Raw genomic sequence first — 12,625 nt, forward strand, 5'->3', positions numbered from 1 at the left:
GACTTTTTAAACTTGTGCGCAATTAGTTGTTGTTCAAATTTGATTTGCGATTGAAAAATCTTTGTACTTTATTTTCGGGTGTTTCGTGTTTAATGTCGAATGTTTCAAGAATCATTTCAAATTGAATTAAACCATCATCATAATCTTCAACTTCATATTCCAATTCATAATCTTGATAATTTAAATAGTCACTTCTATCTAAAACGAGTAAATTGCCTTGGATTTCTTTTTCTAAACGCGAAGTAGTCAAAGCACCAAGAATAACAAGCTGATTAATGTCAACATTCATTTTAGTTAATTGTTCGGTGATTTCTAATGGTAAATCATTCGCGACTAATTTTTTATTTAATTCGGGTATAACATCTGTTTCAAAATTATATTCCATTAAGCCAACTTCGGCAGTATCTTTAAGGTCATTTCATAGTATTCATCTTTTACGCGTATTCTTAGTGCAGACTTATGTGAGCGTAAATCAAATTGCTCAGTATCTATATAATAGTTTGTTTGACTGAAGGGTTCCATGTCTGGGAAATACTTATTATATATAGATTGGTACTGTGATTGAGATAATAATTGTTTGAATTCAATTTCATTGTTAGTTGCCACGAGAAACACTCCTTTAAAGCATATAATGATTTATTCTAAAACACTTACGACATAATTTAAATTGAACTGCATTTTAAAATTTAAAATACTTTAGGTATTATGCTAAATTGTTGTCGTAACATTAGCCTTGTAACGTGTTATGTGCGATAGAATTATGTTAAAATGAGGGAGAATAAGGAGGAACAAGCATGCGTATTTATGTAAATGAAATTAAAGTAACAGAAGATAGTATTAATTGTTATACAGAAGCGTCTACAGAAGGTCTAGAAGAAGCAGGACAAATGCTTGTTGACAGTGATAATTATAGTTTTGCCTACATCTTGGATGATGGACAATCGTATTCATATTTAATTTTTGTTCAAGAAACTTGGTCTATGCTACATGAAAATAAAGGTAAGAAAATAATAATAAATGATAAATTAGAATTACAGCAGTTCGAAAGGGAATTTAATTACATATTGGATAACATACAAGGTAATTTAAATTATGGTAAAGCGTTTGTTTCCGTTGTAGAAGATACTTTCGAACTAGAGTGAAGCGGAGTGAGGCATTATGAATCAATGGGATCAATTTTTATCTCCATATAAACAAGCGGTGGACGAATTGAAAATTAAATTAAAAGGCCTTAGAAAACAATATGAAGTAGAAGACAATGCTTCGCCAATTGAATTCGTAACTGGCCGTGTCAAACCAATGACTAGCATTATTGATAAAGCAAATAAGCGTCAAATTTCTTTTGATCGATTACATGAAGAAATGTATGATATTGCGGGGTTACGCTTAATGTGTCAATTTGTTGATGACATTGAAGTTGTAGTTAATTTATTAAGACAACGTGAAGATTTTAAAGTTGTGGAAGAACGAGATTACATTAGTAATACCAAACAAAGTGGTTACCGTTCATTCCATGTTATTATTGAATATCCTATTGAAACACTAAAAGGAGAAAAGAAAATATTAGCAGAAATTCAAATCAGAACGCTAGCCATGAACTTTTGGGCCACTGTTGAACATACATTACGTTATAAATATGATGGAGATTACCCACCTGAGATTCAACATCGCCTTGAACGGGCGACAGAAGCGGCGTTTTTACTTGATGAAGAAATGTCAGAAATTAAAGAAGAAATTCAAGAAGCACAAAAATATTATTCTAAAAAACGCTCTAAGAAACATAATAATGATTAGGGGGTGTAATCATGCGTTATACGATACTATCTAAAGGTGATTCGAAATCGAATGCACTGAAACATAAAATGATTAACCATATGAAGGATTTTCAAATGGTTGAAGACCCAGATAATCCTGAGATAGTTATATCAGTGGGCGGTGACGGGACATTGTTACAAGCTTTCCATCAATATAGCCACATGCTATCTCGTTGTGCGTTTGTAGGGGTACATACTGGTCATTTAGGATTTTATGCGGACTGGTTACCACATGAAGTAGAAAAGTTAATTATTGAAATTAATAATTCAGAATTCCAAGTCATAGAATATCCTTTGTTAGAAATTATTGTGCGTTATAACGATAATGGTTACGAAACAAGATATTTAGCTTTAAACGAAGCAACTATGAAAACAGAAAATGGTTCTACTTTAGTGGTCGATGTGAACATACGAGGTAATCAATTTGAACGATTTAGAGGTGATGGTTTATGTGTATCTACACCATCAGGTTCAACGGCGTATAACAAAGCCTTAGGTGGCGCGTTAATTCATCCATCTCTAGAAGCAATGCAAATTGCAGAAATTGCATCAATTAATAATAGAGTGTTTAGAACAGTAGGCTCGCCTTTAGTATTGCCTAAACACCATACCTGTTTGATAACACCTGTTAACCATGACACGATATTAACTACTATTGATCATGTAAGTATTAAACATAAAAATGTTAATGCTATACAATTTAGAGTAGCTAATGAAAAAGTAAGGTTTGCTAGATTTAGACCATTTCCTTTCTGGAAAAGAGTACATGATTCCTTTATCTCTAGTGGGGAAGATGAGTAATGAAATTCACATATGATATTGAATGTCCAGAAATGGTAAGAACATTTTTACAAAAAAACCATTATTCTAAGCGGACTATAAGCGCCATTAAACATAATGGCGCTTTAGTTGTTAACGGACAGCCAGTTACAGTTAGAAAACAGTTAGAAATTGGCGATGTGCTTCAAGTTCATTTAGGGCATGAAACGCCAAGTTCGAATTTGCTGCCTTTTACGGATAGATTGAATATCTTATACGAAGACGAATATTTACTTGTTGTATCGAAACCTGCACTTCAAAATTGTGCACCCTCGAGAGATCATAAACATTTGAGCTTAGTCGAGCAAGTATTAGGCTATTTTAAACAGTCATCTCTCTCAATTACCCCTCATATCGTTACTCGGATAGATCGTAATACATCTGGCATCGTTCTATTTACCAAACATGGATTTATCCATCATTTAATGTCTCAGACACAGGTTGATAAACGATATTTATGTATATGCCATGGGAGTTTGAAAGATGAAGGCTTGATTGATGCACCTATTGCAAGAGATCCATCTAGTATTATTCAACGCCAAGTTAACGTAAAGGGTAAAGAAGCGAGAACACGTTTTAAATGCCTGCAACGTTCTGAAGATTATAGTTTGAGCGAAGTACATTTATTAACTGGTAGAACACATCAAATACGTGTGCATTTTCAACATATAGGACATCCAATCGTGGGCGATGATTTATATGGAGAAAAGCACCCAATATATACACATCAATTATTACGCTGTGTACGCGTAACTTTTATTCATCCAATCACGTATAAAAAGATTGAGATAAATGATGAGTATAGCGCAATAGAATCTATATTTAATATGATATAATTTTTAACATTCATGGAGGTGGGGCCATTGGCTAATGAAAAGGATTCAATCACTTTAGAGGACGAACAAGTATATGATCAAGCGTTGTTAGATGATTTGTTGCTTGAAAACCATATCGATGAATTTAGAAATGAATTTTTAGCGATGCATACATATGAACAAAGTGAATACTTTGAAGACAGCAATGAAGAAATTCGACAAAGAATATTTGAAGTATTATCACCTGAAGAAGTAGCTGATTTCTTTGAACAACTAGAAATTGACGAAGATGAATATGAATCACTTTTTGACACTATGGATGCCGAATATGCGAGTAAAGTGCTAGAAGACATGTCTTATGATAATGCTGTAGATATAATGAATCAGTTATCTAAGCAAAAAATTGTTAGCTTACTCACATTAATGAAACGTGAAGATGCTAAAGAAATCAAAGCATTACTACACTACGAAGAAGATACTGCTGGTGGTATCATGACGACAGAGTATATTTCTTTAAAAGCGACAATGCCAGTTAAAGAAGCAATGATGCACGTAAAAGAACAAGCACCAGATGCCGAAACAATTTATGTTATTTTCACAGTAAATGATAATAAACAACTTGCGGGCGTACTTTCGTTAAGAGATTTAATTGTGGCTGAAAATGATGCATATATTGAAGATATTATGAGTGAACGTGTAATCAGTGCAAATGCGGCAGATGATCAAGAAGACGTTGCTCAAAAAATGCGAGATTATGATTTTATTGCGATGCCTGTAGTAGATTATCAAGATCATTTACTTGGTATTATAACTATCGATGATATTTTAGATGTTATGGATGAAGAAGCTAGCGAAGACTACTCACGCTTAGCCGGTGTGTCAGATGTTGATGCGACGAACGATTCCATTATAAAAACAGCTAGAAAACGCTTGCCTTGGTTAATTATATTAACATTTCTAGGTATGATTACTGCCACAATTTTAGGCTCTTTCGAAGATACTTTATCGCAAGTGGCATTATTAGCTGCCTTTATTCCAATTATAAGTGGGATGTCAGGTAATTCTGGTACACAATCGCTTGCCGTTTCTGTGCGTAATATTTCAACTGGTGAAATTTACGAGCAAAGTAAATTCAAAGTAGCACTGAGAGAAACTGGAAGTGGGTTTTTAAGTGGTTTAATTTGCTCAATATTGCTATTTTTAATTATAATGATACTTTATGGTCAACCGATATTAGCAGTGATTGTAGGCGCTAGTTTGACGATAGCAATGACAGTCGGTACATTAGTAGGCTCAATGATTCCGTTAGTTATGGATAAATTGAAAATCGACCCCGCAGTGGCGAGTGGCCCTTTTATTACAACAATTAATGATATCGTAAGTATGTTAATTTATTTTGGTTTAGCAACGTCATTTATGTCTTATTTAACGTAGGAGGGTTATATGGAATTTCTATCGCTTGTTGTCGTTGTATTAGCGGCATTTTTAACACCAATTTTAGTCAATAGACTACGTGTTAGTTTTTTACCTGTCGTAGTTGCTGAAATATTAATGGGTATCGTTATTGGTCACTCATTTTTAAATTTAGTAGAACGCGATGCGATGCTTAATATTTTATCCACTTTAGGATTTATCTTTTTAATGTTTTTAAGTGGTTTAGAAATAGATTTTAAAGCATTTAAAAAAGATAAAAGTTCGACTACACAAGAAGAAAAATCTAAAAAACAAGAACCTGGGCATTTACAATTAGCAGTTATTGTATTTATGGCTATTATGATTATTTCAATTGTATTTGCTTATATGTTTAAATGGTTCGGATTAATAGATGATGTTTTACTTATGGTAATTATTATTTCCACAATTTCTTTAGGTGTAGTAGTACCAACTTTAAAAGAAATGAACATTATGCGCACTACAATAGGACAATTTATCCTACTTGTTGCTGTACTAGCAGATTTAGTGACAATGATACTTCTTACAGGTTATGGCGCGATGCATGCTTCTGGCAGCACATCACTTTGGTTAATTGGTAGTTTAGTTGTATTTACACTTATCTTTTATTTCTTAGGAGGTATCTTCAAGAAAGCGCAGTTCCCGCAAATGTTGATGGATGGTACGACACAAATTGGAATACGTGCAGTCTTTGCATTGATCATTTTGTTAGTAGCATTAGCAGAAGGCGTAGGAGCTGAAAATATACTTGGGGCATTCTTAGCAGGTGTCGTTGTATCATTATTAGGTCCAGATGAAGATATGGTAGAGAAATTAGATTCATTTGGTTATGGTTTCTTTATTCCTATATTCTTTATAATGGTAGGGGTAGATTTAAATATTCCAGAGTTAATTAAAGAACCATCGTTATTATTAATTATACCCTTTTTAATATTAGCATTTTTAATTTCGAAATTAGTTCCTGTGTTTTACATACGTAGATGGTTCGATATGAAAACAACGATTTCTTCAGCCTTTCTACTAACTTCAACACTATCTTTAGTAATCGCATCGGCGAAAATCGCTGAACAATTAGGTACTATTTCTAGTGAAATATCAGGTATTTTAATACTAAGTTCAGTTATTACATGTGTATTTGTACCTATTGTCTTTAAAAAGATGTTCCCAATGCCAGATGAAGCAACAAGACAAATTGAAGTTAGCTTAATCGGTAAAAACCAATTAACAATACCTATCGCTCAGAATTTAACTTCACAGCTTTATCAAGTTTCACTTTATTATAGAAATGATTTAAGTGATAAACGCAAGCTATCTGATGCCATTTCTATGATTGAAATTGCTGATTATGAAGAAGAGTTATTGGAACGATTAGGGTTATTTGAAAGAAATATTGTAGTCTGTTCAACTAATGATGATGATATTAACCGAAAAGTTGCTTTGATGGCTAAAGCACATGGTGTTAAACGTGTAATTTGTAGGTTAGAATCAAGCTCTAGTGATGTTGAACTACAAAAAGAAGGCATAGAAGTATTCAGTAGTTATTTGAGTAACAAAATATTACTGAAAGGTTTAATTGAAACACCAAACATGCTTAATCTTTTAAGTAATGTTGAAACTTCATTATATGAAATCGCAATGTTAAATCATCAATATGACCAAATTCAATTACGTAATTTCCCATTCGATGGTGATATTATTTTTGTACGTATCATTAGAAATAATGAGTCTATCGTGCCTCATGGTGATACACAATTACGTTATAGAGATAGAGTGATTGTAACTGGCTCTAAAGAATATGTAGATGAATTGAAACGTGAATTAGAATTTTATTATTAGCAACGAGTATAGCGTTAAGTTAAAAAAATGATTTTTATGTACCTCTGACGCTTACTTTTATAATTAGGTTTAAAATGACTTTCATTTGATAGAAAGCGTAGATATTAATTAAATAGATTATAGATAGTAAAAAAACTGTTTAAACAATCAAACCAATGTTAAAATAAGGGATATTGGAATTGGAATCGAGTCAATGAGTCAAAGCTTTTTGATGATTTCTCGAACCGGTTTGAAATGAAAACTTTAATAAAGGAGTTATTCTCATGTTTAATTTAGAAAATAAGACGTTTGTCATTATGGGTATTGCTAATAAACGTAGTATCGGATTTGGTGTAGCTAAAGTATTAGATGAATTAGGTGCAAAATTAGTATTTACATATCGTAAAGAGCGAAGTAAAAAAGAGTTAGAAAAATTAGTAGAACAATTGAATCAAGAAACACATCATATATATCAAATTGATGTTCAAAAAGATGAAGATGTTGTCGACGGTTTTGCTAAAATTGGCGAAGAAGTTGGAAACATTAATGGTGTTTATCACTCAATCGCTTTTGCAAACATGGAAGATTTACGTGGTCGTTTCATAGATACTTCTCGCGATGGATTTTTATTAGCGCAAGACATAAGTTCATACTCATTAACAATCGTGTCACGTGAAGCTAAAAAATTGATGCCTGAAGGTGGTAGTATCGTAGCTACAACGTACTTAGGTGGAGAATTTGCTGTTCAAAATTATAATGTTATGGGTGTTGCTAAAGCAAGTTTAGAAGCAAATGTCCGTTATTTAGCATTAGATTTAGGTGAAGACAATATTCGTGTAAATGCAATCTCAGCAGGTCCAATACGTACTTTAAGTGCAAAAGGCGTAGGCGGATTCAATACGATTTTAAATGAGATAAAAGAACGTGCCCCATTAAAACGTAATGTTGATCAAGAAGAAGTAGGTAAAACTGCGAGCATACTTATTAAGTGATTTCTCTAGTGGAGTAACTGGTGAAAACATTCATGTTGACAGTGGTTATCATATCGTTAAATAATAATCCAAACACCTCTAATACGCAATGTGTAGTAATTAACATTGCACGTTAGAGGTGTTTTTTAAAAACTATAAAAAGTGGCACTATGATGACAAACTAAAAAGCTGAAAGATCCTTATTAATGTAAAGGATCTTTCAGCTTTTTTAGTTAAATAACAATTTTTATAAACGAGCTAATCTTTGACGTCACTATTAGTCGCTTCAATAAGCTGTTGTCTATACCGGAATACATTACGGACGATAGATTTAATAACAGCATATAGTGGCACAGCAACAAGGATGAGTACAAAACCACCAAGGTTACCTGCTGCTAAAATCACAACAATGACTGTTAATGGATGGATGTTTAAAGATTTACCCATAACGTTTGGTGTAATGACATTTCCTTCTAGCTGTTGTGCAATCAGTGTAATGATACAGACCCAAATAAATACCGTTGGACTTTGTATAATGCCAATGATTCCAGCAGGTACAAATGCCATCCAAGGGCCTAGGAATGGAATCATATTGGCAAGACAGGCAAACATAACAAGTAATAATGTATAGTTAAGTCCTAGAATAGAATAACCAATATATAAAATGACACCTAAAATAATACTAACAGTTACTTGACCTTGAATATAAGATTTAACTGTTTCGTTTAAGTCTTTTAATAATTCAACTACGAATACTTTTCTATCCCCTTTAAACAATCTTGCAATAAAAGGAATAAATCTTTCGTGGTCTTTTAGCATATAAATTAGGAAGAATGGCACCATGATGAGCAGAAACATAGTAGAAATAAATGATGTCACGAATCCTAATGAATTAGATAATATGCTAGTAGCGCCATCGCTCATTGATTTAATCATATTATTAATTCTATCTGTTACATCTGTTGGCAATCTTTCCATTTGATCTAAAGCAAAATTAACAATGTGTTGAACTTCATTTTGTAGCGTTGGGATTTGTTTAATTAATCTTGAAATTTGTTCTATTATCAGCGGTGCAATATAACCTACAAAGCTGCTTATAATAATAACTAACGCAATCAAGATAATTGTTATACTACCCCAACGTGGAACTTTGTTTTTTTCAAGTATTTTTTGAAAAGGTAAACAGATATAGAATAAGAAGCCACTAAGTAACAGTGGTAACAACACTGATTGAATAATAACAATAAATGGTGTGAAGACACTATGGACTTCCATTACTAATTTGATTAGTAAAAACAGGATAAGTAAGGCAACACCTGTTCTAAACCAAACCTTATTAAGCATAGGACTTTTCCTCCTAAAAATCGTATTTGAAGTACTATTCAGTATATCTCAAATAGCTACAGAACAAAAGATAAAAATTGATGTCAATTCGATGAATAATGAAATCGATTCAAATAACTTTATAGAATATTAACTAAAGTTACATAATGCATTAAATAGTGTAAAATTATTTCATTGGAAAATTTAAGTTATTAAAAATTTTTATTATTAATTCGCAATTAGAAATATATAAATTGTGAAAAAGATAACTTATGAAATGCGTTGCGCGGAATATTTTATATGTGTATAATGATAAAAAATATCATTATACATAATGGTACAACAAGGGGGATACGTTATGTTAGAGAGTTTACTTACGTGGTTGTATGATATTGTATGGAGCAAGCCTTTAGTCTATGGTTTGTTACTTACAGGGGTATTATTTTCATTTATGATGCGCTTTTTCCAAGTTAGACATTTTAAAGAAATGATACGTCTAATGTTTCAAGGGGAGAAATCACCCACAGGTATATCCAGTTTCCAAGCGATTGCACTATCATTAGCAGGTCGTGTAGGTACTGGTAATATTGTAGGTGTGTCGACTGCCATATTCATTGGTGGTCCTGGTGCGATATTTTGGATGTGGGCATCAGCGTTTTTAGGAGCCGGTAGTGCATTTATTGAATCTACACTCGGTCAGATTTATAAAAGGGAAGAAAAGGGACAGTATCGAGGTGGACCAACATTCTATATCGAATATGGTATCAAAGGTAAACTCGGTAAAATTTATGGTTTAATCTTTGCTGTAGTAACAGTAATTTCAGTAGGTTTATTATTACCAGGTGTTCAATCCAATGCAATTTCTAGTTCAATGAAAAATGCGTTCAGTTTTGAACCTTGGATAGTCGCAACATTTTTGGCAGTAATAATTGCTTTAATTATATTCGGTGGTATTAAATGGATTGCAAACGCCGCGACTGCAGTTGTTCCGTTTATGGCAATTTTATATATTTTAATGGCAGTTGTTATTATATTTATTAATATTGAACAAGTTCCAGCGCTATTTGCTTTAATATTCAAATCTGCATTTGGGTTTGAAGCAGCATTTGGTGGGATCGTTGGGGCAATGATTGAAATTGGTGTTAAAAGAGGTCTATATTCCAATGAAGCAGGTCAAGGGACGGGACCACATGCTGCGTCTGCAGCAGAAGTATCTCATCCAGCTAAACAAGGGTTAGTACAATCATTCTCAGTATATATTGATACACTTTTTGTGTGTACGGCAACAGGTTTAATCATTTTACTTTCAGGTACATATAATGTCACTGGTAATGCTGACATGTCAGATGGTAAAGGCAGTTTAATTAAAGATAGTGGTATTTTTGTAGAGATGTCGAATGGAGATAAAGATTATTCTGGTACAGCAATGTACGCGCAAGCTGGTATTGATAAAGCATTCCAAGGCAGTGGTTATCAATTCGATCCTGCATTCTCAGGAATAGGGTCATACTTCATTGCGATTGCACTATTCTTCTTTGCCTTTACAACAATATTGGCATATTACTATATTGCTGAAACCAATATTACGTATTTAACTAGAAAAAGTTCGAAAAAAATGACTTTTGTTTATATTAATATCACTAGAATTGTTCTCATTGCGGCTACAGTGTATGGGGCAGTGAAAACTGCTGATGTAGCATGGATGATGGGTGATTTAGGTGTAGGTATGATGGCTTGGCTAAATATCATTGCAATTTGGATATTGCATAAGCCTGCAATTAACGCGTTGAAAGATTATGAGAAACAGAAGAAAGACCTTGGATCAGGTAAAAAAGCAATTTATAAACCAGATCCTAAGAAGTTGCCTAATGCTGTCTTTTGGCATAAAGATTATCCTAAACGACTAAAAGAAGAAAAGTTTGAGGAATAACTCAGTATTCATTTTATAAAAAATTAAGTTGAAATATTTTAAAATAATGCGTCTCTTGGTACAATGTCATTAAGACTACTAGGGGGCGCATTATTTATGTATGATTTTCAACCAGGAAGAATTAATAAAATTAATTTTCCTAGCGAATTATTAGAACGAGATGTCACATTATCTATTTATTTACCAAAAGATTTTTCAGAATTATTTAAGTATAAAGTTGTATTTTGTTTTGATGGTTTAGATTTTTTTAGTTTTGGAAGAATTCATAGAAGTTATGAAAGTCTACGTGAAGCGAATGAAATTGAAAAAGCAATCTTTGTTGGCTTTCATTATGAAGACGTTGATAAACGACGTGCAGAATTTCATCCACAAGGTGCGCGTACACATTTAACAGTTAAAGCAGTAGCGAACGAAATTTTACCTTTTATTGATCGAACGTTTCCTACATATAAAGTAGGTAATGCGCGTATAGTACTTGGAGATAGTTTAGGCGGAAGCGTAGCTTTAATGACAGCTTTATCGTATCCAAGAATTTTTAGTCAAGTTGGTTTATTAAGTCCACAACATGATGAAGTGATTCAAACTTTAATTGAACGATGTCAATTTCAAGAACAGTTAACAATATGGCATGCGGTTGGTTTAGAAGAAGCAGACTTTGAGTTACCAACAAATGGTAAGCGTGCAGATTTTCTAACGCCTAACCGTGAACTGAAATCGATTATTGAAGCAAATAACTTCACGCACCATTACATAGAGTTTGAAGGCGGCCATAGATGGAAATCATGGAAGCATTTACTCGATGATTTGCTAAAGTATTTTTTGTCAGATAATATTTCATTTTAATAATCTGAATAAAATTTAGTTTAAAGTAACGAATTTTTCAGAAATTTGATATAATGTAATTATGTTAAACAAAGGAGGAATTTAAATGATTTTAGGATTAGCATTAATTCCGTCAAAAGCGTTTCAAGATGAAGTGAATGCATATCGTAAGCGTTATGATGCTCATTATGCGTCAATTATGCCGCATATCACGATTAAGGGGCAATTTAAAATAAACGATAGCGATTTAGAATCTGTCAAAGAGACAATTAAATCTAGACTTGAGGGTATACCAACCGTTGATGTTCATGCAACAAAAGCATCGAACTTCGCGCCGATTACCAATGTCATTTATTTTAAAGTTGAAAAAACTGAAACTTTAGAAAAATTATTCTACAAATTTAACAATGGTGATTTCCATGGCGTGCCAGATCATTCATTTGTACCACATTTCACAATTGCGCAAGGACTAACAAGCCAAGAGTTCGAAGATATTTATGGACAATTGAAATTAGCGGGTATTGATTATAAAGAAACAATTGAACAACTTTCTTTAGTTTATTACGATGAGAAAGATGAAAAATGGAAAGTATTAGATAACTTTAACTTAGCTTAAATAATGCCCATTAGTAGCATCTATGGTTGCTTACGATAAAAAATGGAATTAAAAGAGGAGTCACTAACAACTTGTTAGTGACTCCTTACAGAGTGTCGACAAAGTCTCCGACTTTGTTGGCACTTTTTTGTGCACGTTTTCCGCGGGCACAGCCTCAGCCTGTAGTCTTCGGCTAGTGCTTTCCCCGCAGGAGTCGGCACAAATTACTGCCATTTTTTAAACAAAAATAATATAATATATTTAAATTA

Annotated in this window: 10 protein-coding genes and 2 pseudogenes; 10 read left to right on the plus strand and 2 right to left on the minus strand. The window is 32.9% G+C overall.

Going from position 1 to position 12,625, the window contains the following annotated elements; translation table 11 throughout:
- Nucleotides 1–22 precede the first annotated feature (22 nt).
- Nucleotides 23–606, minus strand: a pseudogene (locus ABLV90_RS08760) (CYTH domain-containing protein).
- Between the two features lie 188 nt (nucleotides 607–794).
- On the opposite strand from ABLV90_RS08760, the gene ABLV90_RS08765 reads away from it, so the two are divergent.
- The 7 genes and pseudogenes from ABLV90_RS08765 (at nucleotide 795) to fabI (ending at nucleotide 7,771) form a co-directional block, all read left to right on the plus strand.
- Nucleotides 795–1,142 carry a UPF0738 family protein gene (locus tag ABLV90_RS08765; RefSeq protein ID WP_069818041.1) on the plus strand — a complete coding sequence of 116 codons (348 nt, stop codon included), beginning with the start codon at nucleotides 795–797 and terminating at the stop codon, nucleotides 1,140–1,142.
- Nucleotides 1,143–1,158: 16 nt separating this feature from the next.
- Nucleotides 1,159–1,794 (plus strand): GTP pyrophosphokinase family protein, encoded by a 636-nt coding sequence (locus ABLV90_RS08770; protein WP_460872503.1) that lies wholly within the window; start codon nucleotides 1,159–1,161, stop codon nucleotides 1,792–1,794.
- An 11-nt stretch (nucleotides 1,795–1,805) separates the two neighbouring features.
- Nucleotides 1,806–2,615 (plus strand): NAD kinase, encoded by an 810-nt coding sequence (locus ABLV90_RS08775; protein ID WP_069818042.1) that lies wholly within the window; start codon nucleotides 1,806–1,808, stop codon nucleotides 2,613–2,615.
- Entirely contained in the window at nucleotides 2,615–3,469 is an 855-nt protein-coding gene (locus ABLV90_RS08780; protein WP_427705073.1) for an RluA family pseudouridine synthase, read from the plus strand. The genes ABLV90_RS08775 and ABLV90_RS08780 overlap by 1 nt, the downstream gene beginning before the upstream one ends.
- A 12-nt stretch (nucleotides 3,470–3,481) precedes the next feature.
- The gene (gene mgtE / locus ABLV90_RS08785; protein ID WP_427707631.1) at nucleotides 3,482–4,882 is read left to right on the plus strand and encodes a magnesium transporter; all 1,401 of its coding nucleotides are present in this window, start codon (nucleotides 3,482–3,484) and stop codon (nucleotides 4,880–4,882) included.
- 9 nt (nucleotides 4,883–4,891) lie between these two features.
- Entirely contained in the window at nucleotides 4,892–6,736 is a 1,845-nt protein-coding gene (locus tag ABLV90_RS08790; protein ID WP_460872504.1) for a cation:proton antiporter, read from the plus strand.
- A gap of 263 nt (nucleotides 6,737–6,999) precedes the next feature.
- Nucleotides 7,000–7,771, plus strand: a pseudogene (gene fabI, locus ABLV90_RS08795) (enoyl-ACP reductase FabI).
- Nucleotides 7,772–7,944: 173 nt separating this feature from the next.
- On the opposite strand, the gene cozEa reads toward fabI, so the two are convergent.
- A complete protein-coding gene (gene cozEa / locus ABLV90_RS08800; RefSeq protein ID WP_460872505.1) occupies nucleotides 7,945–9,030 on the minus strand; it encodes a lipoteichoic acid biosynthesis protein CozEa in 1,086 nt (361 codons plus the stop codon).
- Nucleotides 9,031–9,367: 337 nt separating this feature from the next.
- On the opposite strand from cozEa, the gene ABLV90_RS08805 reads away from it, so the two are divergent.
- From ABLV90_RS08805 to ABLV90_RS08815, 3 genes are all read left to right on the plus strand, one after another.
- Nucleotides 9,368–10,939, plus strand: coding sequence for an alanine/glycine:cation symporter family protein (locus tag ABLV90_RS08805; RefSeq protein ID WP_460872506.1), 1,572 nt, complete (start codon nucleotides 9,368–9,370; stop codon nucleotides 10,937–10,939).
- A 96-nt stretch (nucleotides 10,940–11,035) separates the two neighbouring features.
- Nucleotides 11,036–11,782 (plus strand): esterase family protein, encoded by a 747-nt coding sequence (locus tag ABLV90_RS08810; protein ID WP_460872507.1) that lies wholly within the window; start codon nucleotides 11,036–11,038, stop codon nucleotides 11,780–11,782.
- Between the two features lie 85 nt (nucleotides 11,783–11,867).
- Nucleotides 11,868–12,377 carry a YjcG family protein gene (locus ABLV90_RS08815; protein WP_460872508.1) on the plus strand — a complete coding sequence of 170 codons (510 nt, stop codon included), beginning with the start codon at nucleotides 11,868–11,870 and terminating at the stop codon, nucleotides 12,375–12,377.
- The last annotated feature ends 248 nt before the right edge of the window (nucleotides 12,378–12,625 follow it).

It is taken from the genome of Staphylococcus sp. 2S1 (assembly GCF_046721335.1).
GTDB classification, from domain to species: Bacteria; Bacillota; Bacilli; order Staphylococcales; family Staphylococcaceae; genus Staphylococcus; species Staphylococcus equorum_A.

Excerpts from the sequence above, each read along its gene's own strand:
- ABLV90_RS08765 (WP_069818041.1), top strand. The coding sequence starts at position 795 with ATGCGTATTTATGTAAATGAAATTAAAGTAACAGAAGATAGTATTAAT.
- ABLV90_RS08790 (WP_460872504.1), top strand. The coding sequence starts at position 4,892 with ATGGAATTTCTATCGCTTGTTGTCGTTGTATTAGCGGCATTTTTAACA.
- ABLV90_RS08810 (WP_460872507.1), top strand. The coding sequence starts at position 11,036 with ATGTATGATTTTCAACCAGGAAGAATTAATAAAATTAATTTTCCTAGC.
- cozEa (WP_460872505.1), bottom strand. The coding sequence starts at position 9,030 with ATGCTTAATAAGGTTTGGTTTAGAACAGGTGTTGCCTTACTTATCCTG.
- ABLV90_RS08815 (WP_460872508.1), top strand. The coding sequence starts at position 11,868 with ATGATTTTAGGATTAGCATTAATTCCGTCAAAAGCGTTTCAAGATGAA.
- mgtE (WP_427707631.1), top strand. The coding sequence starts at position 3,482 with ATGGAGGTGGGGCCATTGGCTAATGAAAAGGATTCAATCACTTTAGAG.
- ABLV90_RS08780 (WP_427705073.1), top strand. The coding sequence starts at position 2,615 with ATGAAATTCACATATGATATTGAATGTCCAGAAATGGTAAGAACATTT.
- ABLV90_RS08805 (WP_460872506.1), top strand. The coding sequence starts at position 9,368 with ATGTTAGAGAGTTTACTTACGTGGTTGTATGATATTGTATGGAGCAAG.
- ABLV90_RS08770 (WP_460872503.1), top strand. The coding sequence starts at position 1,159 with ATGAATCAATGGGATCAATTTTTATCTCCATATAAACAAGCGGTGGAC.
- ABLV90_RS08775 (WP_069818042.1), top strand. The coding sequence starts at position 1,806 with ATGCGTTATACGATACTATCTAAAGGTGATTCGAAATCGAATGCACTG.